At 64.3% G+C, this 26665-nt stretch carries 20 protein-coding genes; 8 read left to right on the top strand and 12 right to left on the bottom strand.

Annotated features, from left to right (window positions below; genetic code table 11):
• The first annotated feature begins 9 nt into the window (after positions 1–9).
• The gene (locus NKI10_RS08230) at positions 10–4800 is read left to right on the top strand and encodes an NAD-glutamate dehydrogenase (protein WP_023700193.1); all 4791 of its coding nucleotides are present in this window, start codon (positions 10–12) and stop codon (positions 4798–4800) included.
• 355 nt (positions 4801–5155) lie between these two features.
• Entirely contained in the window at positions 5156–6535 is a 1380-nt protein-coding gene (locus tag NKI10_RS08235) for an MFS transporter (RefSeq protein ID WP_023668636.1), read from the top strand.
• A 44-nt stretch (positions 6536–6579) separates the two neighbouring features.
• Here the strand turns inward: NKI10_RS08235 and purH are convergent, their stop codons facing one another.
• The 3 genes from purH to NKI10_RS08250 all read right to left on the bottom strand — a co-directional run bounded on the left by purH (position 6580) and on the right by NKI10_RS08250 (position 11099).
• Entirely contained in the window at positions 6580–8196 is a 1617-nt protein-coding gene (gene purH, locus NKI10_RS08240) for a bifunctional phosphoribosylaminoimidazolecarboxamide formyltransferase/IMP cyclohydrolase (RefSeq protein WP_023700194.1), read from the bottom strand.
• A 106-nt stretch (positions 8197–8302) separates the two neighbouring features.
• Complete coding sequence (locus NKI10_RS08245) at positions 8303–10027, bottom strand: heparinase II/III family protein (protein ID WP_023668638.1); 1725 nt, start codon at positions 10025–10027, stop codon at positions 8303–8305.
• 217 nt (positions 10028–10244) lie between these two features.
• Positions 10245–11099: a helix-turn-helix transcriptional regulator gene (locus tag NKI10_RS08250; protein ID WP_373432832.1), complete on the bottom strand. Its 855-nt coding sequence runs from the start codon at positions 11097–11099 to the stop codon at positions 10245–10247.
• 78 nt (positions 11100–11177) lie between these two features.
• Here NKI10_RS08250 and NKI10_RS08255 point away from each other — a divergent pair, with 78 nt between their 5' ends.
• Positions 11178–12116: a phytanoyl-CoA dioxygenase family protein gene (locus tag NKI10_RS08255; RefSeq protein WP_023668640.1), complete on the top strand. Its 939-nt coding sequence runs from the start codon at positions 11178–11180 to the stop codon at positions 12114–12116.
• Between the two features lie 19 nt (positions 12117–12135).
• On the opposite strand, the gene NKI10_RS08260 is transcribed toward NKI10_RS08255, so the two are convergent.
• Positions 12136–13521 carry an RsmB/NOP family class I SAM-dependent RNA methyltransferase gene (locus tag NKI10_RS08260; protein ID WP_023726114.1) on the bottom strand — a complete coding sequence of 462 codons (1386 nt, stop codon included), beginning with the start codon at positions 13519–13521 and terminating at the stop codon, positions 12136–12138.
• Positions 13512–14537: a zinc metalloprotease HtpX gene (gene htpX / locus NKI10_RS08265; RefSeq protein WP_023726115.1), complete on the bottom strand. Its 1026-nt coding sequence runs from the start codon at positions 14535–14537 to the stop codon at positions 13512–13514. Before htpX ends, NKI10_RS08260 begins: the two co-directional genes overlap by 10 nt.
• Before the next feature lie 105 nt (positions 14538–14642).
• Between htpX and NKI10_RS08270 the strand changes: the two genes are divergently transcribed.
• On the top strand, positions 14643–14849 hold the full coding sequence (locus NKI10_RS08270) for a DUF1674 domain-containing protein (RefSeq protein WP_023688862.1): 207 nt from the start codon (positions 14643–14645) through the stop codon (positions 14847–14849).
• Between the two features lie 149 nt (positions 14850–14998).
• Here NKI10_RS08270 and NKI10_RS08275 read toward each other — a convergent pair whose 3' ends face one another.
• The gene (locus NKI10_RS08275) at positions 14999–15664 is read right to left on the bottom strand and encodes an HAD-IA family hydrolase (RefSeq protein WP_023684076.1); all 666 of its coding nucleotides are present in this window, start codon (positions 15662–15664) and stop codon (positions 14999–15001) included.
• 180 nt (positions 15665–15844) lie between these two features.
• Between NKI10_RS08275 and NKI10_RS08280 the strand changes: the two genes are divergently transcribed.
• Complete coding sequence (locus NKI10_RS08280; protein ID WP_023726116.1) at positions 15845–16714, top strand: transglutaminase-like domain-containing protein; 870 nt, start codon at positions 15845–15847, stop codon at positions 16712–16714.
• A gap of 387 nt (positions 16715–17101) precedes the next feature.
• A complete protein-coding gene (locus tag NKI10_RS08285) occupies positions 17102–18370 on the top strand; it encodes a class I SAM-dependent methyltransferase (RefSeq protein ID WP_023815282.1) in 1269 nt (422 codons plus the stop codon).
• Positions 18371–18436: 66 nt separating this feature from the next.
• On the opposite strand, the gene NKI10_RS08290 is transcribed toward NKI10_RS08285, so the two are convergent.
• Both NKI10_RS08290 and acs read right to left on the bottom strand, forming a co-directional pair.
• The gene (locus tag NKI10_RS08290; protein WP_023693192.1) at positions 18437–19174 is read right to left on the bottom strand and encodes an MOSC domain-containing protein; all 738 of its coding nucleotides are present in this window, start codon (positions 19172–19174) and stop codon (positions 18437–18439) included.
• Between the two features lie 9 nt (positions 19175–19183).
• The gene (acs, locus tag NKI10_RS08295; RefSeq protein WP_023693191.1) at positions 19184–21139 is read right to left on the bottom strand and encodes an acetate--CoA ligase; all 1956 of its coding nucleotides are present in this window, start codon (positions 21137–21139) and stop codon (positions 19184–19186) included.
• A gap of 305 nt (positions 21140–21444) precedes the next feature.
• Between acs and NKI10_RS08300 the strand changes: the two genes are divergently transcribed.
• Positions 21445–21717 (top strand): usg protein, encoded by a 273-nt coding sequence (locus tag NKI10_RS08300; RefSeq protein ID WP_023668649.1) that lies wholly within the window; start codon positions 21445–21447, stop codon positions 21715–21717.
• Positions 21718–21777: 60 nt separating this feature from the next.
• Here the strand turns inward: NKI10_RS08300 and NKI10_RS08305 are convergent, their stop codons facing one another.
• Positions 21778–22812, bottom strand: coding sequence for an aldo/keto reductase (locus tag NKI10_RS08305; protein ID WP_023736831.1), 1035 nt, complete (start codon positions 22810–22812; stop codon positions 21778–21780).
• A 43-nt stretch (positions 22813–22855) separates the two neighbouring features.
• Positions 22856–24037, bottom strand: coding sequence for an MFS transporter (locus NKI10_RS08310; RefSeq protein WP_286458483.1), 1182 nt, complete (start codon positions 24035–24037; stop codon positions 22856–22858).
• A gap of 123 nt (positions 24038–24160) precedes the next feature.
• Between NKI10_RS08310 and NKI10_RS08315 the strand changes: the two genes are divergently transcribed.
• Positions 24161–25069 (top strand): LysR family transcriptional regulator, encoded by a 909-nt coding sequence (locus tag NKI10_RS08315; protein ID WP_352859476.1) that lies wholly within the window; start codon positions 24161–24163, stop codon positions 25067–25069.
• A gap of 51 nt (positions 25070–25120) precedes the next feature.
• On the opposite strand, the gene NKI10_RS08320 is transcribed toward NKI10_RS08315, so the two are convergent.
• Positions 25121–26170 carry an aldo/keto reductase gene (locus NKI10_RS08320; RefSeq protein WP_023700208.1) on the bottom strand — a complete coding sequence of 350 codons (1050 nt, stop codon included), beginning with the start codon at positions 26168–26170 and terminating at the stop codon, positions 25121–25123.
• Positions 26171–26324: 154 nt separating this feature from the next.
• Complete coding sequence (locus NKI10_RS08325; protein ID WP_023700209.1) at positions 26325–26579, bottom strand: type II toxin-antitoxin system Phd/YefM family antitoxin; 255 nt, start codon at positions 26577–26579, stop codon at positions 26325–26327.
• Between the last annotated feature and the right edge of the window lie 86 nt (positions 26580–26665).

Genomic DNA, 26665 nt, shown 5'->3' on the forward strand with positions numbered 1-26665 from the left:
GAGGACAACATGGCGAGCGTGAAATCCGCAGCTAAGCCGAAGAAAACAGCCAATGCCGGGGTGAAACCCGACGGGAAGCCGGCCAGGCTCGCCGACTATCTGCTGGCCCGCGCGCCGGCCGAAGACATTGCCGCCTATGACGCCGCCGACCTGGAGCGCGCCGCCGACCTGGCAGGACGTGCGGTCGCCGCCCACAAGAAGGGCCAAAGTGTCGTCGCCGTCGATGCCGGGTCGGGCGTCTCCCGCGAGGGCCGCCCGATGACGATCATCACCGTCGTCAACGACAACATGCCGTTCCTGTTCGATTCGATCCTCGGCGAGATCACAGAAACTGCCGGCGAACCGACTTTGGTCACCCATCCGGTCATCGTCGTGCGTCACGGCAAGGCCGGCGTCGACGAGATCCTCGGCGACGGCAGCGCCCTCAAGGACGATGGCAATCACGACCGCCTGAGCGTCGTCCATGTCCATATTCCGCGCCTGACGGCGGAGCAGGCCGACGCGCTGGCCGACCGCCTGCGCAAGATGCTCAACCAGGTGCGCGCCGCCGTCAGCGACTGGAAGCCGATGCTCGCCCGTCTCGACCAGGCGATTTCCGAATTCCGCTATTCCGCCGTGCCGCTCGACAAGAAGAGCGTTGCCGAGGCCATCGCCTTCCTTGAATGGCTGCGCGACGACAATTTCACTTTCCTTGGCATGCGCGAGTTCAAATATTCCGGCGGCGCGGAGAGCGGCAATCTGGAGCGCGCCGACAAACCCGGTCTCGGCATCCTCGCCGACCCGGATGTGCTGGTGCTCCGGCGCGGCACCGAGGCGGTGACGACGACGCCCGAAATCCGCGCCTTCCTGCATGGGCCGGAGCCGCTGATCGTCACCAAGGCCAACGCCAAGTCGCTGGTGCACCGCCGCATTTATCTCGATTATATCGGCGTCAAAACCTACACCGCCAAGGGCACGCTTGCCGGCGAGTTGCGCATGGTCGGCCTGTTCACCTCGACCGCCTACACGCGCTCGGTGATGAAAATCCCGTATCTGAGGTCAAAGGCCGAGACCATCATCGCCAAGTCCGGCTTCGACCGGCACGACCATTCCGGCAAGGCACTGATCAACGTTCTGGAGAGCTATCCGCGCGACGAACTGTTCCAGGTGCCGGTGCCGATCCTGAAGAAGCACGCCGCGGCCATTCTCGGCCTGGTCGAGCGGCCGCGGGTGCGGGCGCTGGTGCGCGCCGACCAGTTCGACCGCTTCGTCTCGATCCTCGTCTTCGTGCCGCGCGACCGCTATGACAGCGTCGTGCGCGAGAAGATCGGCACCTATCTCAAGACCGTCTTCGAAGGCCGTTTGTCGGCTTACTATCCGGCTTTCCCCGAGGGCGGGCTGGCGCGTGTGCATTTCATCATCGGCCGCTCCGGCGGCAAGACGCCGAAGGTCGAGCAGGCGGTGATCGAAGCGGCGATCCGCGACATCGTGCGAACCTGGGACGACGCGCTGGCCGAAGCTGCGGAAGCCGTCGGCGGCGATCCATCGCTGAAGGCGATCGCCGCGCGTCTGCCTGAGAGCTATCGCGATTCCTTCAGCGCGGCCGTCGCGCTGAAGGATGCGGGGCGCATCGCCGGCATCAGCACCGCCAACCCGATCGCCATCGACTATTACCGCCATGCCGAGCAGAAACCGCATCAGGCAGCGCTGAAGATCTACCACCACGGCAGCCCGGTAGCGCTGTCGCGTCGCGTGCCGGTGCTGGAAAACATCGGCTTCCGCGTCATCAGCGAGCGCACCTTCGAAGTTGGCGAGGACGGCGGCGACACCGTCTTCGTCCACGACATGGAGTTGGAGAACAGCTACGGCAAGCCGATCGACCTCAGCGATGGCGGCGCGCTGTTCGAGGACGCGTTCCTGTCGGTCTGGCGCGGCGACATCGACAATGACAGCTATAACGGGCTTGCCCAGACCGCCGGCCTGTGGTCGGGCGAAGTCAGCATTCTGCGCGCCTATGGCCGCTACCTGCAGCAAGCCGGTATCCCGCAGAGCCAGGATTTCATCGCGGCCGCGCTCAACCGCTATCCCGACATTGCGCGCGGCCTGCATGCACTGTTCGTCGCTCGTCTCGGCCCGACCGCCGAGACGGAAGGCGTCGTCGCCGCCAAGCACCTCAAGGCCAAGATCAAGGACGCGCTGGAGGAAGTCCCTAACATCGATGACGACACCATCATCCGCCGCTATCTCAACCTGATCGAAGCCTCGTTGCGCACCAATCATTTCGTTGCGGGAACGAAGGCGCGGGGCCAGTCACTGGCGATCAAGCTGGACTCGCAAGCGGTCGATGGCCTGCCGGCGCCGCGGCCGTGGCGCGAGATCTTCGTCTATGGGTCCGAGGTCGAGGGCGTGCATCTGCGCTTCGGCCCGGTTGCGCGCGGCGGCCTGCGCTGGTCGGACCGCGCCCAGGATTACCGCACCGAGGTGCTCGGCCTGGTCAAGGCGCAGCAGGTCAAGAACGCCGTCATAGTGCCGGTCGGCGCCAAGGGCGGCTTCTATCCGAAGAAGCTGCCGATGAGCGCCGGCCGCGACGCCATCTTCGAGGCCGGCACCTCGGCCTACAAGAATTTCGTTTCCAGCCTGTTGTCGATTACCGACAATATCGGGCTGGACGGTGTCATCCCGCCGGCCGGCGTTGTCAGGCGCGACCCCGACGATCCCTATTTCGTCGTCGCCGCCGACAAGGGCACGGCAACCTTCTCCGACACCGCCAATGCCATTTCGGAGAAACACGGTTTCTGGCTCGACGATGCCTTCGCCAGCGGCGGCTCGGCCGGTTACGACCACAAGAAGATGGGCATCACCGCCAAAGGCGCCTGGGAAGCGGTCAAGCGGCATTTCCGCGAGATCAACCGCGACATCCAGGCCACCCCCTTCACCGTCGTCGGCGTCGGCGACATGTCGGGCGACGTGTTCGGCAACGGCATGCTGCTGTCGCCGCAGACCAGGCTGATCGCCGCCTTCGACCATCGCGACATCTTCATCGATCCCGATCCAGACAGAGTGGCGTCGATGGCCGAGCGCGAGCGCATGTTCGCGCTGCCGCGTTCGTCTTGGCAGGACTATGACGAGACCAAACTGTCGGAAGGCGGCGTCATCGTCTCGCGCAGCCAGAAGTCGATCACGCTGCCTGCGGCAGCGGCGGCGGCGATTGGCCTCGCCAAGACCACCGCGACACCGGCCGAGATCATGACCGCCATCCTCAAGGCGAACGTCGACCTTCTGTGGTTCGGCGGCATCGGCACGTATTTACGGGCCTCGGGCGAAACCAATGCCGAAGTCGGCGACCGCGCCAATGACGCCATCCGCATCACCGCGCTCGATGTGCGGGCCAAAGTGATCGGTGAGGGCGCCAATCTCGGCGTCACGCAGCGTGCCCGCATCGAATTCGGCATGAATGGCGGTCGCTGCAACTCCGATGCCATCGACAATTCCGGCGGCGTCAACTGCTCCGACGTCGAGGTCAACATCAAGATCGCGCTGGCGTCCGCCATGCGCAAGGGATCGCTGACCCGGCCGGCGCGCAACAAGCTGCTGGCCGAGATGACCGACGAGGTCGCCGGCCTCGTGCTGTCCAACAATTACGAACAGACGCTGGCGCTTTCCATCGCCCGCAAGCGCGGCCTTGCCGACATCGCGCACCAGAGCCGGTTCATGGCGGCGCTGGAGGCTCGGGGCCTGCTCGACCGCGCTGTCGAGACGCTGCCGTCGCCGGCCGCCCTTGCCGAGCGCGAGGCGCGTGGCGAGCCGCTGACCCGGGCGGAGCTTGGCGTGCTGCTCGCCTATGCCAAGATCGTGCTGTTTTCCGACATCGTCGCCAGCGACGTGCCTGACGACGCGCATTTCGACCGCGACCTGATGGGCTATTTCCCTGACCGGATGGCGAAGAAATATGCGGCCGAGATCCATGGCCACCGGCTGCGCCGCGAAATCATCGCCCGCGTCGTCGCCAACGATCTCGTCAATCGCGGCGGACCGTCATTCGTCAACCGGCTGCAGGAAGCCACGGGGCGCAGCGCGGCCGACGTGGTGCGCACCTTCGCCGTGGTGCGCGACGGCTTCGCGTTGCCGGCGCTCTATCAGGAGATCGATGCGCTGGACAGCCACATCGACGGCCAGGCGCAGCTCGATCTCTACCAGTCCGTCAGCCGGCTTATCTTCGTGACCAGCGGCTGGTATCTGAAGAACGATGCCGGCACCGCAGCGCTCGGCCAGCGCATTGCCGAACTGCAAGAGGCGCGCATGGCGCTGGAGCCGAAGCTGCTCTCGCTGCTACCGGCCTTCTCGCGCGAGCGGGTCGAGGAGAGGCGGTATGGCCTCTTCAAGGCCGGCGCCCCGGAAAAGCTCGCCGGGCAGCTGGCAATGGCCGATGTGGCGGGACTGATCCCCGACATCGCACTGACGGCGCGCACGGCCAATGCCGACGTCGTCGCCTCGGCCAAGGCGTTCTTCGCCGTCAGCGATGCCTTCCGCATTCCGCGCGTCGAAGAGGCGGCGCGTTCTATCACGCCGTCGGACTATTACGACCAGCTGGCGCTGTCGCGCGCCACCGACACGATCGGCGCGGCGCGGCGCGGCATCGCGGTGGCGGCTCTCGCCGGCCATGCCGGGACGGCGGATCCTGTGGCGGCCTGGCTGGAAGCCGGCGGCGAGCGCGTGGCGCGCATTCGCGAGCGGCTGCAGGCGCTGACCGAAGGCGGGGATATCACCGTGTCCAGGCTGTCGGTGGCTTCGGGGCTGATGAGCGATCTGACGGGGATGTGAGGCTCGGGACTTACCCTCCCCCTTGTGGGGAGGGTCGCTGCGAAGCAGCGGGGTGGGGGTGCGGCACCGACGCCCCCCCCCCCCCTCGGGGCGAAGCCGCCCCGCGCCGGCGGGTGTGGGGGTGGGGGGCTGCGGGGGGGGGGGGGGGGGGCGGCGGCACCGACCCCCACCCGGACCTTCGGTCCGACCTCCCCACAAGGGGGAGGTAGGGGCGCGGCGCCTTTCTTCGCGTCTCTATGCAGGTAGACAGCGGCGACATCCAGGTGAGGGGCAGCGCGAATCTTTGGCGGTTTGCATGAGCATTCGAAACATGCAGACATGGCGTCCGACAAGCGCGGTGTCCGGGGGAATCATCATGGCGGCGATAGATGCAGTGCAGCGGGCATCCGGGCGTGGCATCTGGGGGTGGATGTTCTTCGACTGGGCGGCGCAGCCGTTCTTCACCGTCGTCACCACTTTCATCTTCGGCCCTTATTTCGTCTCGCGCATGGCCAACGATCCGGTTTCGGGCCAGGCGGCCTGGGGCTACGGCATCGCTGTTGCGGGCCTGGTCATTGCCGTTTTGTCGCCCATCCTCGGCTCGATTGCCGACCAGACCGGGCCGCGCAAGCCGTGGATTGCGTTCTTCGCCTCGATCAAGATCATCAGCCTTTGCCTGCTATGGTTCGCCGCTCCCGGCTCGAACCTTTTCCTGGTGGTGCTGTTCTTTTCTCTCGCTTCGGTCGCGGCGGAATTCTCGACCGTGTTCAACGATTCGATGATGCCGCGCCTGGTGCCGAAGAGCGAGATCGGCCACGTCTCCAACATTGCCTGGGGACTTGGTTATCTCGGCGGCATGATCGCGCTGATCTTTGTCGTCGCCTGTCTGGCGGGTTCGCCGGAGACCGGCAAGACGATCATCGGCATCGACCCGCTCTTTGGGCTCGACCCGAATCTCGGCGAGGACGCGCGCGCCACCGGGCCGCTGTCGGCCGGCTGGTATTTCCTGTTCATCCTGCCGATGTTCTTCTTCACGCCAGACGCCATCAAAGGCATTCCGATCGGGCCGGCGGTGCGCGAGGGGCTGTCGGAACTGAAGTCGACGCTGACTGAAGTGCGCCGGCGCAAAGGCATCTTCCGCTTCCTTGTCGCCCGCATGATTTATCAGGACGGCGTCAATGCGCTGCTCGCTTTGGGCGGCACCTTTGCGGCAGCGATGTTCCATTGGTCGATCACCGAGATCGGCATGTTCGGCATTATTCTCAACGTCGTCGCCATCGTCGGCTGCCTGGTTGCCGCATGGCTGGACACCGCGCTTGGCTCCAAGACCATCGTGATGATTTCGCTCGTCCTGCTCAGCATCGCCACCATCGGCATCGTTTCGACCGGGCCAGGCTACACGCTGTTCGGCGCCTGGATGATGCCGGGAGCCGATAGTGGCGGCCTGTTCGGCACGGCGGCGGAAAAGGCCTACATTTTCTATGGCCTGTTGATCGGGCTGGCGTTCGGACCGGTGCAGGCGTCGTCACGCTCCTACATGGCGCGCAGCGTGACCGCGGCCGAATCCGGCCGCTATTTCGGCATCTATGCGCTGGCCGGAAGGGCGACGAGTTTCCTGGCGCCGTTCATGGTGGCGTCGATCACGCTCGCCAGCGGCTCGGCGCGGCTCGGCATGGCGGCCATCGTGCTGTTCCTGGGCGTTGGGATCGCGATATTGATCTGGACGCCGTACCCGGCGGATCAGCCAGTGGAATAGCGCCGCACTTTTCCTTCTCCCCTTGTGGGAAAAGGCAGAGGCGCTCAATGCCTGAAATGCCTCACGCCGGTAAACACCATGGCGATGCCATGCGCGTCGGCAGCGGCGATAACGTCGTCGTCGCGCATCGAGCCGCCGGGCTGGATCACCGCCGTGGCGCCGGCTTCGATCGCGGATATGAGCCCGTCGGCGAAAGGGAAGAAAGCGTCGGAGGCGACCACCGAGCCCTTGGTCAACGGCTCCGCGAGGCCAGCTGCTTCCGCCGCGTCGAGCGCCTTGCGGGCGGCGATGCGCGAGGAATCGACGCGGCTCATCTGCCCGGCGCCGATGCCGACCGTGGCGCCGTCCTTGGCGTAAACGATGGCGTTCGACTTGACGTGCTTAGCGATGCGGAAAGCGAATTTGAGGTCGGCCATCTCGGCCGCCGTCGGCGCGCGCCTGGTCACCACCTTCAGTTCGAAATCGTCGACCACCGCGTTGTCGCGGCCTTGGACGAGCATGCCGCCAGCGACGGATTTCACAGTGATGCCGCCGGCGTGCGGATCGGGCAGACCGCCGGTGACCAGCAGTCGCAAATTCTTTTTGGCGGCGATGATGCGGACAGCGTCCTCCGAAGCGTTCGGCGCGATGATCACCTCGGTGAAGGTTTTTACGATCTCCTGCGCCGCTTCGGCATCGAGGATGCGGTTCATGGCAACGATACCGCCAAAGGCCGAAACCGGGTCGCAGGCCAGCGCTCTCGCATAGGCAGCAGCCAGCGAAGCGTCCTCGGCGACGCCGCACGGGTTGGCGTGCTTGATGATGGCAACGGCGGCGCAGCGGTTGGGATCGAACTCGCCGACCAGCTCGAAGGCGGCATCGGTGTCGTTGATGTTGTTGTAGGACAGCTGCTTGCCCTGCAACTGGCGAGCCGTGGCGACCCCCGGCCGCTTGTCGCCATTGACGTAGAAGCCGGCGCTCTGATGCGGGTTCTCGCCATAGCGCATGACGCTTTCCAGCCTGCCGCCGAAGGTGCGCCAGGTCGGGTGCTCGATCTCAAGCGTTTCGGCGAACCAGCCGGAGATCGCCGCATCGTAGCTGGCGGTGCGGGCAAAGGCCTTGGCCGCCAGCTTCTGGCGGAAATCCAGCGACAGCGAGCCGATGTTCATCTCCAGCGCGTTCAGCACCGAGGCGTAGTCGCCGGGATCGGTGACGATGGCGACATAGGCGTGATTCTTGGCCGAAGCGCGGATCATCGCCGGGCCGCCAATGTCGATGTTCTCGACAACAGCGGCATAGTCGGCGCCGGAACGGCGGACCTCCTCGAACGGGTAGAGATTGCAGACGAGCAGATCGATCGGCTCGATGCGGTGATCGTGCATCGCCTTGGCGTGTTCGGGATCGTCGCGCACGCCGAGCAGTGCGCCATGCACCGACGGGTGCAGCGTCTTCACGCGGCCGTCCATGATCTCGGGAAAGCCGGTCAGTTCCGAGACGTCACGCACCGCCAGCCCCGCCTCGGCGATCGCCTTTGCCGTACCTCCGGTCGAGACCAGCTCGACGCCGGCCGCGACCAGCCCTTTGGCGAAGTCGGTCAGGCCGGTCTTGTCGAAGACGGAAAGCAGGGCGCGGCGGACCGGAACGAGGTCGGGTGCCGGAATGTTCTTGGCGGCGACGGCCATGGGCTGGCGGCCTTTCAGGGCTGATTGGAGAGCGTTGCCGGGCCGTAGCACATGAGGTCAGGAAATCAAGCCGGAAGCTCGATCAAGCCGGCGCCGGCAACGACGCTCAGCTGTGCTCGGGATAGCCGGCGATGCCAGTGCGCGTGAGCTGCCAATGCACTTCGGCGATCTCCGAGGCCTTGAAGGCGAGCACGATCTGGCGGCTGCGGCGCGGGCCGCCAAGGCCGGCGAAATAGATCGATTCCTCGACCTCCGGCACCACTTCGGTGCAGGTGAACACCCAGGTGTCGGCCTGGTCGGCGGTCAGCACCAGGCGGTCATGCTCGTCCTGCAAAAGGTTGATATCAGGGTGGATGTGGAAGCGCACCACGACGAAGTCGCGGCCATTGTTGCGGATCGCCGCACCGCCCGGGCGAAGGAAGCGATCCCTGCCGGCGAGCACATTGCCCTCGCTCGACAGTTTCAGCTCGCGCTCATGGAGGAAGCCAAAGCGCTGCATATAGCCGTCATGGCGGGCGATGAACCCTTGCGTGCCCTTCTGGTCGATGCGCTTGCAAGGCACATGCTGCGGGCCGCCGAGCAAGGGTGAGCCGAGCAGGTCGTTGACGCGCAGCGAATGGGAAAACCGCGCCGACGAGGTGTCGTTGATGGTGGCGGTCGAATGCGCCGCGGTGGCACGGGCCAGCGGCCGGAATTCGGCGGCGCCATAGGTGTCGATGCCGGCATTGACGATATAATGCTGGCGACCGGACGAGAGTTCGAAGGCCAGGCACCCGGCATGCGCGGCGTTGGACACATCGACGGCCGGCGACGGGCCGGTATCGGCAATTACCGTAACGCCGCCCATACACAGCCGCTCATAGCCGGAATGCGGCGCGTGCAGCAGCGGCGCGCCGGCGGTGTCGTCGTGGCGCAAGATGGTGGCAATGCGGTCGTGGATGGTGGCGCCCATGCCATTGAAGCGGGCGAGGCTGCCATCCTGATGGCGGAAGAAGCGCAGCGCCGGCAGCATGCGGTCGATGGCGCCCATCAGGGCGGCCGGTGGCGTTTCTGCCTGATTGGCATAGGTCTGGCGCAGCGGCAGGAGATCGGCGAGCAATTCGAGCACCGCCATCGGGTTGCGCGAAATATGGCCGCCATCGGGAAGGATCTGGCGGTCGAGTTCTTCCGCCAGGTTGCGGGTGGCGCCGCGCAGTGCCGAGGCCGGCGCCGGCAGCGACAGCGCGGCGAAGGCAAGCGCGATGCGAGCGCGCAGCCTGTCCTTGCCGTCCGGCATTTCGCGCGCCATCGAGCGGAGATAGCGGATCTGCACGGCGAGCGATTTCAGGAAGGCGCGATAGAACGGAAATTCGGCCCCTTGTAGGACAACCGAGGAGTGTTGCAACCAGGCAATGACTCGCTTGGCGGTGGTGCCGGGCTCCCAGGCTATGCCGGAAATCTGGTTGCCATGCATGGCGATCCAGTCGGAGACAAGCGCGCGTGCATTGGCGGCGGCCAGCTCGGTGCCGGCGGCGCGCATATGGCGCAGCCAGCGAAAGCCGTGCAGCGTCTTCACCCAGCCGCGGTTGGCGACGTCGATCTGGAATGGCGATTTGCCGCCGGTCTCGACCAGATGTCCCGACAGCGGATAGCGGCCATAATAAATCTCGAGCGCGATCTGCGGATCGGCGAGCCTGAGGTCGGGCGGTGCAATCAGGACGCGTTCGGGCGTGCGCCCGGAATAGCGCCAGCGATAGACTGGCCCTGCGCGAAGGCGCCGGCGCGTCTTGCGCCAAAACTCCTTAGCGACAAGCGTCCACAGACGTGTCGTGCTGCCGGCAGCCAGTGCCAAAACCCCTCCTCGTCGCCTGGAGATAGAGCATGCTGTCGCCCGAAAACCGCGTCACACTTTTCGGCATCATGTTCCGGTACCCCAGCACAAGCTTATATGATTCAAGAACTTGTGCGAAGTCGAATTCCGCCGACGTGAAGCGCCTCACGCTGCCGGCCACCGACCCGCCCCGAAAAAAGTCAAGCGCTTCGCGGGTTTAAGCCCGGCAATCCGGCACTCACTTGCGGTTGTGGCGAGACCGAAATTCGCTGGGCGAACAGTTTTCCCGGTCGCGAAACAGACGGGAGAAATAGAAGGCGTCGTGGATGCCGACGGCGGCCGCAATGGACTCGATGGGCGAATCGGAGGCGGCCAGCATCTGTTTGGCGCGGTCGAGCCTCGTGCGCAGTTGGAAGGCCTTGGGCGACATGCCGGCTGCCCGCGCAAATCTGCGCCGCAAGGTTGCCGGCGACATCGAGAATTTTGCGGCGAAGGCATCGAGATCGACCGGGTCGCACGCGCAGCGGCGCAATTCGTCGATGATGGGCTGCATGTCGGCATGCTGGAAGCCGGGATTTCGTTGACGGTTGTTCCAATCCATTGCCTGGCGGGCAGCACGCACGACGATGCGATGCATCGTGGCGGCGGCTTCTGCCTGGCTCAGCATCGTATCGAGCGACAGCTCACCATGCAGCCTGTCGAACAGCCGCTGCATTTTGCCGAGGTCGCGCAAGGGGACGACAGGGGCGTCCTCGGCGATCAGCCGCAGCCGGGTGAAATCGCGTATCAAGGCGCCGTCGAAGAGCGCCCAGCGTTCGAGCCATCCCGATGCATCCGGCCCGTAGGAATGCATCCTCCCGGGAAGCAGCCAGAACAGGGCCGGCGCTCGGATCGTCTGCATGCCGGCTGTCCTGGTTTCAAGCCAGCCTTGACCATCCTCAATCAGCACCACGGCGAATTCCGGCAATTTGCGCGCTTGGATCGCCTGCGTGACGCGATGCCGACCAATCCCTGTAACCGACAGGCCGCCGGCCGCGGCCGGTGCGGATCTGTAGAGCGCGTAAGGGTGATCGTTCATGAGCGAAAAGTCCATGGCTTCGTTCCGTCCATGGGCGAGCGTGCGAACAGTATGGCATTTCCAGCTAAGGATGGAAAATCGCAGGTGGCTGAAATGTCAAGCTCAACAGGTGGCACGCAACGACGGATTCCTGTTGCGTCAATCGATCTGAACGCCAACGGCAAGACATTATCGATGGCGCCGAACCGGTTGGGTCATCTCGTGCCAACCGACGCCGGGGTCGGCATCGATGCCATTCGCGGCCTCCTTGCCGAGCAAGGCTATGTCTGGCTGAAAAGTATGCTGCCGCGCCGCGACGTCATCGATTTTCGCGGCTGGGTGTTTTCGTATCTGGCCGACACCGGCTTGCTGCAGCCCGGGTCCGATCCCGCGCTTGGCCTGGCGGCGGCCGCCGGAACGTTCGACCGTCAGCTCGCCGATCGCCGGTTGATGGCGCTGGTTCGCTCCACCGCCTATGAAGGGTTCTGCGCACAGCCCCTGATGGCCCGGCTAATGGATGCGTTCGTCGGCGGGCTGTCCTATTTGCACAAGCGCAAGATCATGCGTTTCACCCAACCGGGCACCACCGTGGCGACGCCGGCGCATTACGACCTCGTTTATCTGCGCGGCGGCACCAGCCGCATCGTCACTGCCTGGATCCCGATCGGCGACGTTCCCGTCGACATGGGCGGCCTGGTCTATCTCGAGGGATCGCACGCCATCGGCCTCGACATGGAGGCCCGGTTCGCCAGGGAAAATGCCGGGCTGAGCCCGCAGGAGCGCATCAGCGCCTACAACAGGAACATGAGCGAGGGCGGCTGGGTGTCGAAGGACCTGCCCGACATGGCGGAGCGGTTCGATACACGCTGGCTGATCGCGGATTTCGAGGCCGGCGATGTCGTCCTCCACTCGCCCTATATGATCCACGCCTCGACGACCAACCAGAGCGCGGAGGGGCGTATCCGGCTCTCCACCGATATCCGCTACCAGAATGTCGATGATGAGATCGATGCGAGGTGGGGGAAGCACTGGAGTCTGAACGACATGCTTTAGGCATGTCGTCGCGTCGGAGTCAGGCCAGACGTCGCATGCGGGCGGCGAAGAAGCCGTCCAGGCCGGAAACCCCTGGCGAACCAAGGTCAAGATCGGCGGGTGTGGTGCGCAGCGTGCCTTGCGGGGTCAGGAAGGCGTCGATGCCAGCGATTTCGCCGGGCTGCAGCGGATCGTCGGCGACGGTCTTGTTGCCGGCCAGAAAGGCGCGATACAGATCCTCGCCTTCGATCGGGTCCAGCGAACAGTTGGAAAAAACAATCCGGCCGCCCGGTTTGACCAAAGTGACGGCGCGGGCGAGCAGCTTTGCTTGCAGATCGGCTAGCTTTTCGACGTCGGCTACCGTCTTGGTCCATGGCACGTCCGGGTGGCGCCGAACCGTGCCGGTGGAAGAGCAGGGCGCGTCGAGCAGGACGGCGTCGAAAAGCTCCGCCGGCTGGTATTTCAGCAGATCGGCCTGCACGATCTCGGCGGACAGCCCAAGCCGTTCGAGGTTCTGCGTCAGCCGCGCCAGCCGGTTCTTCGAGGTGTCCAAGGCGGTGACTTTGGCGCCGGCAAGGATAAGCTGAGCGGTCTTGCCGCCGGGGGCGGCGCAGAGGTCGGCGACGCGTAATCCTTTGACATCGCCGAACAGCCGCGCCGGAAAACTGGCGGCGGCGTCCTGGACCCACCATGCGCCTTCGCTGAAGCCCGGCAGTTCGGTGACGGAGGCGCTGAGCTTTTCCACTCGCACCGTGCCGGTCGGCAGCACGATGCCGCCGAGCTTTTCGGCCCACAGTTCGGGATCGGCCTTGACCGTGAAATCCACCGGCGCCTCAACGCGATGCGCCGCCAGGATCTGTCTGGTCATCTCAGGGCCATAGGCAGCTTTCAGGCGATCGGAGAACCATTTTGGCGCCTCATCGGTGGCGGCAAGAGCTGCCGGCAGTTCGGTTTCCTTGGCGCGCACCAAAGTGCGCAGCACGCCGTTGACGAGGCCGGAAAAGCGCTGCGTGCGTGGGTCCGACTTGGCGTGGGTCACAGCCAAATCGACGGCGGCGCTGTCGGGGATGTCGAGGAACAGGATCTGCGCCGCCGCAACATGCAGGATTTGCGACAGCGCTGTGGCGTTGGGCGGCAGCGGCTTTTCAAGGCGGCGGGCGAGGAGCCCGGCAATGGTCATGCGGTAGCGCAGCGCGGTCACCAGTATGGCGCGCACCAGGCCGCGGTCGCGCAGGTCGAGCACCTTGTATTGCGGGTGGCCGTTCTCGTGGTCCGTCAGCCCGTCGAGCGGCGTTTTGGCGTCGATAACGGCGGCCAGCAGCCGCGCCGCGGCCTTGCGCGCGGCGAGGCCGGCGACGAATTCGTCCGAGCTGTTTTCGCGATCGCCTGAATGTGCGGGCCGGGATCTGGCGCCGCTCACGACCACGGACCTTTGGGTCCGGTCGGATTGCGGCCCCACGGATTGGCTTTCGGCTTGGCCGGTTTGGTCGGCTGCGTGGGGCGTGCTGCCTTACCCCACGGACCTTGCTCGGCATCGGCCGGCAATTCTTCGATCGGCTCTGGCGTCGGCGCCTGGCGCGGCGCCGGCTGGCGGCCTGCCATGTCGCGCGCCATCGCCTGCAGCGCGGCGATGCGGTTGTCGGTGTTCGGGTGGGTCGAAAACAGGCTGTCCATTCGCTCGCCGTGAAGAGGATTGATGATGAAGAGATGCGCGGTCGCGGGATTGCGTTCGGCATCCGGGTTGCGGATGCGTTCGGCGCCGCGGGCGATCTTGTCAAGCGCTGATGCCAGCCAAAGCGGATTTCCAACGATTTCGGCGCCGCGCCGGTCGGCCTCGTATTCGCGGGTGCGGCTGACCGCCATCTGCACGATCATGGCGGCGAAGGGCGCGACCAGCATCGCCACCAGCACGCCGACAAAGCCGAACGGGTTGTTGTTGTCGCGGCTGCCGCCGAAGAAGAAGGCGAAATTGCCGAGCATCGAGATGGCGCCGGCGAGTGTCGCGACAATGGTCATGGTCAGCGTGTCTCGATGCTGGATGTGGGCCAGCTCATGCGCCATGACTGCCGCCACCTCCTCATGCGACAGGCGCTCCAGCAGCCCGGTCGAGGCCGCGACCGCGGCGTTCTCGGGATTGCGGCCGGTGGCGAAGGCGTTCGGCTGCGGATTGTCGATCAGATAGGTCTTGGGCATCGGCAGGCCGGCCTGCTTGGCCAACGCCTCGACGATGGCGTGGAATTCGGGCGCGTTCCTGGCATCGACCTCGACGGCGTGGTTCATCGACAGCACCATCTTGTCGGCATTCCAGTAGCTGAACAGATTGGTGCCCGCGGCGACCAGGAAGGCGATCATCATGCCGCCGGTGCCGCCGATCAGAAAACCGACGCCCATGAACAGCGCCGTCATCGCGGCCAGAAGCATGGTGGTGCGTAGCGTGCTCATCATCTGCTCCCTGTGCGGCCGTGGCAAAAAAAGGTCGATCGGGGTGAACTCATGGCTATATGATGGGAAACGCCGCCCTTGGTTTCAATCCGCCCGGACTATCGCATGACCGACCAACCCAGCAAAGCTGATGCCGACCGGGAGAAGGACCTGACGCCGGCGGCCAGCCGAGCGCTGGCTGAAGCCGAGGCGCGCCGTGAAGCGTATCGCCAGAAGGAAGCTGCGTTGCCGAAGGAAATCGGCGGCCGCGGCGGCAAGGAACCCGGCCGCTACGGCGACTGGGAAGTGAAGGGACTGGCTAGCGATTTCTAGGGGTTCAGGAACGGAAGAACTGGGGAACTGGTGAACTGAAGCGTTGAAGAAAAAGGCGCACAGCCGTTCTCCAGTTCTCCAGTTCTCCAGTTCTCCAGTTCTCCAGTTCTCCAGTTCTCCAGTTCTCCAGTTCTCCAGTTCTCCAGTTCTCAGGCCGCGCTGCGCTGTGCCCCCAGCGTCATCCAGCCGCTGTCATCGATGGCGATGGAGACGGTTTCATAGCCACCAATCGAGTTGTGCTGAGTCGTCATTGGATGTTGGTGAGTGGCGCTGATCACCATCACCGACGCTCCCGCTGCTTCCGCGGCGGCGATGCCGGCCGGCGCATCCTCGAAGACCAGGCAATCGCCGATGTCGACGCCGAGCCGTTTTGCCGCCAGCAGGAAACAGTCTGGCGCCGGTTTGCCGTGAGACACATCCTCGGCCGCGACCACCAAGGCGGGAACCGGGATGCCGGCGGCCCGCATGCGCAGCAGCGCCAACGGGCGCGGCGCCGAGGTGACGATCGCCCAGCGCTCTGGCGGCAAAGCGTTGAGGAACGGCACGGCGCCGGCGATCGGCAGCACGCCTTCGACATCGTCCGACTCGGCCTGCAAAAGCACAAACGCCTCATGAACAGGGTCGACGCCGGGAAGCGCCAGCCTGGTGATGGTCTCGACCGCCCGCACGCCATGGATCGTCGGCAGGAAGGCTTCGACGTCGAGACCGTGCTTAAGCGCCCACGCCGCCCAGACGCGCTCGGCCGAGGCGATCGAATTGAGCACCGTACCATCCATATCGAACAGGAACGCGGCGAATTTTCTGCCTGCAAACATCAGATTTTCCACGGGGTTAGGGATCGTTTCGGGAGGGTCAAAACATGTCGTGCGACCGTAACGTCGCCACGCCTGCCTGGGAAGCCGCGGGAGAGCCTTTTCGATAGTTCCAGGGAACCATGGTCCCGCCTCTGGCGTTTTGAGCATACTGTTTTCCACGGGATCGAAGGGGCAATCATTGTGCTGATCCGGCTCGGCTACGAAATCGCCATTGAATGCGTCGGCGCCACGCCGGTCATCTCGCTGCTTGATATCCACAGGGATCGTCAGGCCGACATCAAACGGCAGACGCGCGTGCTGACGTCGCCTTCAGTGCCGAGCAAGGTCTATCACGATCTGTTCGGCAATACCTGCCGCCGCTTCACCGTACCCGCCGGCAGTTTCCGCATTCTCTATGACGCAGCCGTCGAGGACAGCGGCGAGCCTGACGCGGTCAACACGCTGGCCAGGGAAGTGCCGGTGGCGGAACTGCCGGACGATGTGCTCGGCTACCTCCTCGGCAGCCGCTATTGCGAGACCGATCATCTGAGCAGTCTGGCCTGGCAGCTTTTCGGCCATGTTCCCTCCGGCTGGGCGCGGGTGCAGGCGATCGTCGACTATGTCCACAACCGGCTGTCCTTCGGCTATGGCTATGCGCGGTCGACGCGCACCGCAGCCCAAGCGCATGAGGAGCAGGTTGGTGTATGCCGCGACTTCGCCCATCTGGCGATCACGCTCTGCCGCTGCATGAACATCCCGGCCCGCTATGTGAACGGTTATCTCGGCGACATCGGCGTACCGGCCGACCCGGCGCCGATGGACTTTTCGGCCTGGATGGAAGTGTTCCTCGACGGCAAATGGTACACGTTCGACCCCCGTCATAATCGTCCGAGGATAGGCCGCGTCGTCATCGCGCGCGGTCGTGATGCCACGGATGTGCCGCTGCTGCACAGCTTCGGCCCACACCAACTCTCGCTGTTCAAGGTCTGGACCTATGAGCAGGAGGGCAAGCTGTTCAATCCGCCCTATCACGGCGTCGACAAGACGGTCAGCGCGCGGATGCTGGCGTGACCGGATTCTGATCCGCTTCGACACACAATCCGGAAATGGAAAAGGCCGCCGCTTCTTGACGAAGCCGGCGGCCTTCCGTGTTTCCGTCCGTGGCGCGGCCAATGGCGGCGACCGAGGTCACCCGCCGCGCTTATCGCGCCTTAACGGGAAGACTGCTTCCCGAAAGTGCAATCCGCTGAGGCCACGTTCTGGAAAACGAAATCACTCGACATCGGATCACCTCCTTTCGATTTGTTGAACACGTACAGATGATGGGGTGCGTTGCAGCAAAAAACAAGATGCCGATTTGAAATAGCTGGCGAGCCGCCTTTTGCGCCGGGTTGCGAAGAGCCGCGAGGGCGGGCAAAATCCATGCAAGGTGGATTGTCAGGACTCGGGAGGATTGCCATGGAGGCAGCCGAGAAGGCCGCGCGCATCGTGCGAACGGTGATCGAAACGCTGAAGCCGGGTTTTGCGGTCAAGCTGTGGACCGGCGAGCGAATCGGTCCCGCCACCGGGCCCGTGCTCACCATCAACGACCAGGACATCGTCTGGCAGGTGGTGAAGCGGCCATCGTTGTCGACGCTGATCGAGATGTGGATCTCCAAGACGATAGACATCGAAAATGGGACGATTTTCGATTTCTACGCACTGCCGTCGCAAGGCAAGCTCAGGACCAAGCTCAAGTCGCTGCCGAAGCTGGCGATCCTGCGCGACCTGCCGGCGGTGCTCCTGTCACGCAAGCAGATGAGTGCACGCACCGATCTGTCGGGTCGCAACCCCTATGTCAGCGGGTCGAGCCAGGAGGCGATCCAGCATCACTACGACATTTCGAATGCCTTTTACCGGCTCTTCCTCGACGAGCGCATGGTCTACAGCTGCGGCTACTTCAAGGATTTCGCCGATGGCATCGACCAGGCGCAGGCCGACAAGCTCGACCATATCTGCCGCAAGCTCAGGCTGAAATCGGGCGAAAAGCTGCTCGACATCGGCTGCGGCTGGGGCGCCATGCTGATCCATGCGGCCAAAAATTACGGCGTCGTCGGCCATGGCGTGTCGCTGTCGCAGGCGCAGACCGATCTCGCCCGCGAGCGCATCCGCGCCGAAGGGCTGCAGGACCGCATCACCATCGAGATCAAATCCTATGCGGAACTCAAAGGCTCCTTCGACAAGATATCCTCGATCGGCATGTTCGAGCATCTCGGCCTCGCCAACCACGCCAGCTATTTCAAGACCATCCATCGCTTGCTGAAGCCCGGCGGCATCTATCTGCACCACGCCATCACCAGGCGAAGCAAGGGCGACTTGAAGAAAACCTTGCGCAAGGGGCCGGAGTTCAAGGCGCTGCTCAAATACATTTTCCCCGGCGGGGAACTCGACACGATCGGCATGACGCTGGGCAATCTGGAGGCGCATGGCTTCCTGGTCTACGACGTCGAGAATCTGCGCGAGCACTATGCGCGCACCTGCCGGCTGTGGGCCCAGCGGCTACAGGCTCGCTTCGACGAGGCGGTCGCCGAAGTCGGCGAGGCCAAGGCACGGCTGTGGCTGCTTTATCTCACCGGCTGCTCGATCACCTTCGAGCGCGCCTCGGCGCAGATTTTTCAGACCGTCGTCACCAAACGCGCACGCGGCCTGAGCGGGCTGCCGCCGACACGGGCGGATCTGTATCGGTAGAGATAGGATTCGGGGCCGAACCCCACGCTTTCCAAGGTCTGCGATTCGCTGCCTCGCGGTAGAGGCCTACACGAACCGCATCGGCGCGCCGATCTCGACGCCGGCAGGCCTGTCCACAGTGCAATAGACGCCGAGATTATGGGCGTTGTGGCGGACCAGATTGCGCAGGATGCCGGGATCGTGGTCGAAGCCGTCCTGGCTGATGATGGTGAAGCCGCAGCGGCGGCACGGCTCCGAGACGGTCACCAGCAGGTCGCCGATGGCAAGCTTGCGGCCAATCCATTCGGTCTCGGGAAACGAGCTCTCGACCGCCGCCATGTCGACGACAATGTTGGGGCGGAAGCGGCGCGGATCGGGAATGCCTTCGGGGTGCAGCGCCTTTAGCCGCGCCAGCGATGCGGTGGTCAAGAGATGGATCGGCGCTTTGCGGTAGCGCGCCGCGGTGAGCGGGCCGGTGTAGCCGGGGGCGTTGTCCTGGCTGAACGGCCGGATCGAGGCGGCGAAGCCGAGATAGGCCGAGATGGCTTGGTCGCATTCCACACCCGGCACTGCCAGCCAGTCGCCGTCGGGAACGGCGATCTCCAGCTCGCGATCGTTGGTGAGCCGGGTGCAGATGCGCGGCACCTTGTGCCACTTGGCGTCGCGGTCGGGCCGCGCGATCTCATTGTCCGAGACATCGACAAGGCCGAACAGCCGGTCGCCGTCGATGGTTTCAAGGCCGACCGAAATGGCGTCCTGGCGTTCGCCGGCAAGCGAACTTGCGGGGTAACGCCAGAGCTCCGTGACTGCGCCCAGTGCAGCCATCAAATCCCCTCAGCCCTTCTTGTTCTGGCGGTTGGCGATCAGATCATCGACCACGGCCGGATCGGCCAGTGTCGAGGTATCGCCGAGCGCGGAAAAATCGTCCTCGGCGATCTTGCGCAGGATACGGCGCATGATCTTGCCGGAGCGGGTTTTCGGCAGTCCGGGTGCGAACTGCAGCTTGTCGGGCGAGGCGATGGCGCCGATCTCCTTGCGGACATGGGCCACGAGCTCCTTGCGCAGTTCCTCGCTCGGCTCCACGCCTTTCATCAAGGTAACGTAGCTGTAGATGCCCTGGCCCTTGATGTCGTGGGGATAGCCGACGACAGCTGCTTCCGACACCTTCTCATGGCTGACGAGCGCCGATTCGACCTCGGCCGTTCCCATGCGGTGGCCGGAAACGTTGATGACGTCGTCGACGCGGCCGGTGATCCAGTAATAGCCATCGGCGTCGCGGCGACAGCCGTCACCGGTGAAGTATTTGCCCTTGTAGGTGGAGAAATAGGTCTGCACGAAGCGGTCATGATCGCCATAGACGGTGCGCATCTGGCCGGGCCAGGAATCGGCGATGCAGAGATTGCCGTCGGCCGCCCCTTCCAGCACCCTACCTTCGCCGTCGACCAGCTGCGGCCTGATGCCGAAGAAGGGCCGCGTCGCCGAACCAGCCTTGAGGTCGGTGGCGCCGGGCAGCGGCGTGATCAGGATGCCGCCGGTCTCGGTCTGCCACCATGTGTCGACGATCGGCACCTTGCCGTTGCCGACGATGTTGAAATACCACTCCCAGGCTTCCGGATTGATCGGTTCGCCGACTGAGCCCAGCACGCGCAGCGACTTGCGCGAGGTCTTCTTCACCGGTTCGTCGCCGGCGCCCATCAGCGCGCGCAGTGCCGTCGGCGCAGTGTAGAAGATGTTGACCTTGTGCTTGTCGATGACTTCCCAGAAGCGCGACTGCGAGGGGTAATTCGGCACGCCCTCGAACATCAGCGTGGTGGCGCCGTTGGCGAGCGGGCCATAGACGATGTAGCTGTGGCCGGTGACCCAACCGACATCGGCGGTGCACCAGTAGATATCGCCATCATGGTAGTCGAAGACATATTGGTGGGTCATCGAGACATAGACGAGATAGCCGGCGGTGGTGTGCAGCACGCCCTTCGGCTTGCCGGTCGAGCCTGAGGTATAGAGGATGAACAGCGGATCCTCGGCCTTCATCTTCTCCGGCTTGCAGTCGCCTTTCACCGTGGCGATCTCGTCATGGTACCAGATGTCGCGTCCCTGAACCCAGCCGGTCTTGCCGCCGGTGCGGCGCACGACGACCACCTTATCGACCTTGGTGCCGGCCTTGGCGGCGATTTCGATCGCTCTGTCGGTGTTTTCCTTCAGCGGGATCGGCTTGCCGCCGCGCAGGCCCTCGTCGGCCGTGATGACGAAGGTCGACTTGCAGTCATCGATGCGGCCGGCCAGCGCGTCCGGTGAAAAGCCGCCGAAGACGATCGAGTGGATGGCGCCGATGCGGGTGCAAGCCAGCATCGCGTAGGCCGCTTCCGGGATCATCGGCATGTAGATGGTGACGCGGTCGCCCTTCCTGACGCCGTGCTTCTTCATCACATTGGCGAGCCGGCAGACATGCTCGTAGAGCTCGTTATAGGTGATCTTCTTGTCGTCGTAGGGATTGTCGCCTTCCCAGATGATGGCTGTCTGGTTGCCGCGCTTCTTCAAATGGCGGTCGATGCAGTTGTAGGAGACGTTGGTTTCGCCGTCCTCAAACCATTTGATCGAGACCTTGCCCTCGAAGGAGGTGTTCTTGACCTTGCTGAACGGCTTGAACCAGTCGATGCGCTTGCCGTGCTTGCCCCAGAACTTGTCCGGATTCTTCACGCTGTCGGCATACCATTTGAGGTAGGTGTCGTTGTCGATCAGCGCATTCTTCTTCCACGCCGGCTGGACGCGGTGGATCTTCACCTCGGACATGTCTTCACTTTCCTCCCAAACGAGCCCGCCGGCTTGACCTCAGCCAGGATCACGGCGACGCAGCCGCGAATTCGGCGGCATTATTAACAGTTCCGCGCTGACGGCAACATTAGACGTTGGATTCGCGTGGCGGGATGCCGCAGCTCCCGTTTCGGTTGCATCAGCACTCGGCAGCGGTCGCTGCTAACTGCATGTTTTCGTGCATAAAACCCGACTGGGATCAGGAAAATCATAGACAGTTAAGGAACGGCGCGCACAATTCGGTGTTGGGAGGAATGGAGAATCAACTAGGCCAAGGGGCTGTCATGCGCGATCATTCCGAAATGGACCTGATGCTCAAGGGGTATGGCCTGACCACGGCCAAGATTCTGTACCATTTTCCCGACCACCCGCATCTGCTGCAGAGCTTCATCTGGCAGGATTACGATCTGGCGCCGAAGTTTCCGGTGCTGATCAAGTTCATCGAGTTCTGGAAGGCCAGGCTCGACGGGCCGCTGCATTCGATCAGCTACACGCACCAGAAGCTGATCGCGCCGAACGAATGGCGGAAGGTGGATGGGGAGTTCGTGCTGCACTGAGCGGCAGTATAGCTGATCTCCCCCGCAAGGGGGGAGATTGGCAGCTTCAACGTCGTGTGATCACACCGCAGGCGGGTTCAGCCGGGCGAAACCTTCCTGGCGGAGATAGGGGAAGTACGGGTAGGGCGCGGTCACTTCGCTTGCCATGTCGAGCTTTTTGACCTGCTCCGGCGTCAACGCCCAGCCGACGGCGCCGAGGTTCTGGCGCAGCTGTTCCTCGTTGCGGGCGCCGATGATGACGGAGGACACGGTCGGGCGCCGCAACAGCCAGTTGATGGCGATCTGCGGCACGGTCTTGCCGGTCTCTTCAGCCATCGCATCAAGCGCATCCATGACCCGGTAGAGATGTTCGTCCGCGACCGGCGGGCCGAAATCGGCGGTGTCGTGCAGCCGGCTCTTTTCCGGCAGGGGCTGGCCGCGGCGGATCTCGCCGGTCAGGCGGCCCCAGCCGAGCGGGCTCCACACCAGCGCGCCGATGCCCTGGTCGATACCGAGCGGCATCAGCTCCCATTCATAGTCGCGACCGACCAGCGAGTAGTAGACCTGATGCGCGGCGTAGCGCGGGTAGCCATGCTTGTCGGCTTCCGCCAGCGATTTCATCACCTGCCAGCCGGAGAAGTTGGAGACGCCGACATAGCGCAGCTTGCCGGCGCGCACGAGGTCGTCCAGCGTCGACAACACCTCCTCGATCGGCGTGCCGGCATCGAAGGCGTGCAGCTGCAACAGGTCGATGTAATCGGTGCCCATGCGCTTCAGGGCGGCGTCGACGGCTTTGATCAGCCGCGAGCGCGACGAGCCGTAGTCGGCCGGTCTGTCGCCCATCGGCAGCGAAGTCTTGGTCGAGATCAGCACCGCGTCGCGGCGGCCTTTGATGGCTTCGCCAAGCACTTCCTCGGAGGCGCCGTTCGAATAGACATCGGCGGTGTCGAACAGATTGACGCCGGCCTCGAGGCAGATGTCGATCAGCCGCCGCGCTTCCTTGGCATCGCTGTTGCCCCAGGCCCCGAACAGCGGCCCGGAGCCGCCGAAAGTGCCGGCGCCGAAAGAGAGTGCGGGCACTTTCAGGCCCGATGCGCCGAGACGTCGATAATCCATTTTATGCTCCTTGATGATGTCGAAGAAGGATTGCGCGTGATGCTCATGACTGGGCGCAGACCGGCACCCCGATTGTGGGGGCGCGATCGAGGCGCAGCGCCAGGGCAGCGACGCCAAGAGCCGCGACCGGCAGCAAAGCGGCGATCCAGGTTAGTGAGCCGAGGCCGAGGTCATGGGCAATCACCGCGCCGCCAAGCCAAGCGCCGGCGGCATTGCCGAGGTTGAAGGCGGCGATGTTGAAGGACGAGGCGAGGCTCTGGCCCGCGCCTTGCGCCTTTTCCAGCACCCACATCTGCAGCGGCGCCACGGTGGCGAAGGCGGCGGCACCAAGCAGGCCGACATAGATGACGGCCAGGATTTGGCTGTGGACGGCGAAGGTCATTGTGGCCAGCACCAACGCCAGCACCACGAGGCTGCCGAGCACCGCCGGCACCAGCCAGCGGTCGGCGACCTTGCCGCCAAGCAGATTGCCGGCGATAAGACCGCCACCGAAGACGAGCAGGATCGGCGACACGGCGGCTTCCCCAAAACCGGTGATCTCGGTGAGCAGCGGGGCGATGTAGGTGAAGACGGCGAAGACGCCGGCATAGCCGAGCACGGTGGTGGCGAGGCCGAGCAGCACCGGCGTGCGGCGCAGCACTGCGAGGTCGGCGCGCAGATTGGTCTTCTCGGGCGCTTCCTTGCTGCGCGGCACCAGAAGCAGGATGACGGCAAAGGCTGCCAAGCCGACCAGGGTTACGGCCCAGAAGGTGGCGCGCCAGCCGAAGGTCTGGCCGAGCCAAGTGCCGAAGGGCACGCCGAGGATGTTGGCGATAGTCAGGCCGGTGAACATCAGCGCGATCGCCGAGGCTTTCTTGTTGGGCGCGACCAGGCCGGTGGCGACCACCGAGCCGACGCCAAAGAAAGTGCCATGGGCAAAGGCGGTGATGATGCGGGCGCCCATCAGCGTCCAGTAGTCGGGGGCGATCGCACAGGCGAGGTTGCCGAGCGTGAAGATCGCCATAAGGGCCAGAAGGACGGTCTTGCGGGGCCAGTTGCCGGTGGCGATGGTCAAAAGCGGCGCGCCGATGACGACGCCCAACGCGTAGCCCGAAATCAACTGGCCGGCGGCCGAGATCGAGACTCCGAGATCTTTGCTGACATCGATCAGCAGCCCCATGATGACGAATTCGGTGACACCGATGCCGAAGGCGCCGGCAGCGAGGGCGTAGAGAGCAAGAGGCATGGCGGTTTCCAGTTCGAACTCGATGAACGCGACCAGACCCGCGCCCCGACCGCAGAGATCGTGTTGCCATGCCTTGTGAACCAGACTTGCCTTGGGCATATTTCCTGTGAAATAGATTCACAAATGGCCAGACCCGATATCAACCGTTCCGGCGAGATCGAAGTGTTCGTCCGCGTCGTCGAGGCGGGCAGTTTCTCGGCTGCGGCTCGTTCGCTGCGTATGACACCGTCGGCGGTGAGCAAGCTGATCGCGCGACTGGAGGCAAGGCTCGGCGCGCGGCTGGTCACGCGCTCGACGCGCAAGCTGCAGCTGACGCCGGAAGGGACGGCGTTCTATGACAGCGGGGTGCGCATCCTGGCCGATATGGCGGCGGCCGAGCGCGAGGCGGCCGTGGGTGCCGCGTCGCGCGGACGGCTGCGCGTCAACTCCTATGTGCCCTTCGGGGTGCATCGGCTGATCCCGCTGCTGCCTGATTTCCTCGAACGCTACCCCGGGATTTCGGTCGATCTGGTGCTGACCGACAGCGTCATCGATTTGATGGCTGAGCGTGCCGACGTCGCCATCCGCGCCGGGCCGCTCGGCGAGTCGCGGCTGGTGGCGCGCAAGCTCGGGCAAAGCCGGATGACAGTCGTTGCCGCACCGTCCTATCTCAAGACGCATGGCACGCCGCTGGTTCCAGCAGATCTCGACCGGCACAATCGCATGGCTTTCGGCTTTGTCCGGCATGTCGATGGCTGGTCGTTTGTCGATGCAACCGGGAACGCCGTCATGGTGCCGATCACCGGAAACACGCTGGTCGGCGATGGCGAGTCGATGCGGTTGATGGCGGTCGGCGGCGCCGGCATCGCCCGGCTGGCACACTGGCATGTGGCCGATGACATCGCGGCGGGGCGGCTGACGGCGCTGCTGGAGGATTTCAATCCGGGCGACGAGGAGCCTACCCACGCCGTCTATGTCGGCCAGGGCCGGCATTTGCCCGCACGGGTGCGGGCGTTTCTCGACTTTCTGGTCGAGAGCGTGCGGATGAGCTGAAAAGACGTTGGGGAGCCAGATGACCCCCCAAGCATCAGGCGACAGCGATGACTATTTCTTCGGGGTGAACGGCGCCGGGCGGCGACCGGCGCCCTGACGCTCCAGCATCCAGCCGGGATATTCGGCCGGCAGCGCGCTGACCTCATCCAGTTTGGCGAGATCGTCGGCGTCGAGCTTCACCTCGGCCGCGGCTAGGTTCTGCTCGAGCTGCTCCATGCGGCTGGCGCCGATGATGACGCTCATGACGAAAGGTTTGGCCAGGACATAACCGAGCGCGACCGTAGCGACGCTGACATCGTGCTTTTTGGCGATGTCGCGCATGACGGCGACGGCTGCCCAGGCGCGGTCCTCATCGACCGGCGGGAAGTTGAAGGCGGCGCGGCGGCCCTCGCCATTGCCGGGCGCGCCGGGACCGTATTTGCCCGACAGCAGGCCGCCGGCCATCGGCGACCACACCATCAAGCCGAGCTTCTCCTCGTTGATGAGCGGCACGATCTCACGCTCGAGATCGCGGCCGGCGATCGAGTAATAGGACTGGATGGTCTCGAAGCGGGAGAACCCCTTGCGCTCGGCAATGCCCAGAGCCTTGGCGATGCGCCATGCCTGCCAGTTGGAGACGCCGACATAGCGAACCTTGCCGCTGGCAACCAGGTCATCAAGTGCCCGTAGCGTCTCGTCGATCGGCGTCACCGTATCGGTGCCGTGCAACTGATAGAGGTCGATATGGTCGAGCTGCAGCCGCTCCAGGCTGCCCTCGACCGAATCCATGATGTGGCCTCGCGAAGAGCCGCGCTCGTTCGGGCCCTGGCCCATGGCGCCATGCACCTTGGTGGCAATGACGACGTCCGAGCGCTTGACGCCGAGATCCCTGAGCGACTGGCCGAGCAGGCGCTCGGACTGGCCGAAGGAGTAGACGTCGGCGGTGTCGAAGAAATTGACGCCGGCGGCGATCGAACGGCCAACGATGTCGTTGACGCCCTTCTGGTCGAGGCTGGCGATCAGACCCCATTGGGCATTCTCGCCGGCGGCGCCGAAGGTCATTGTGCCGAGGCAGAGTTCGGAGACGAACATCCCCGTATTTCCGAGTTGATTGTAGCGCATGGTGGCAGCTCCAGAAGATTTGGTGATTACGCAAAGCAAATAGGAACGGTACGTTTCGTTTCCAGTGGTGGCGTAATCGACCGGATGCATCTGGCCCCATAGAACTCGTCAACCGTGGCGAGATGCGCGAGGCGATGTTTGTGTCGAAAATCTATCAGAATTCCACGGGTCGGATCATCGTCTCTGAGCGGCGGTTGACCTCCTCGACGAAATCGTCGTCCCATGCGGGACCGGAGAGGAGATATTCCGCAAGCGAAGGCTTTGCGCCGATCAGTTGGTCATAGTCATCAGGAGACAACACGACGGCAGCTGGCTTTCCGCGCAAGGTGATGGTTTGCGGCCCTTCTTCGCGCGCCTGTCGCACAAGCTTCGAAAGATTGTTTCGTGCGTCCCTGAGGTGCCAGTCCAAGAAGAATAGTCCTCGCTAACTCGGCCGGATGTGCTCGATACATTAGCTCGAAAAATCGGGGATCGACAGGTGTCTCGCGAAGCCGA

It is taken from the genome of Mesorhizobium sp. M0802 (genome assembly GCF_040320115.1).
Classification (GTDB): Bacteria; Pseudomonadota; Alphaproteobacteria; order Rhizobiales; family Rhizobiaceae; genus Mesorhizobium.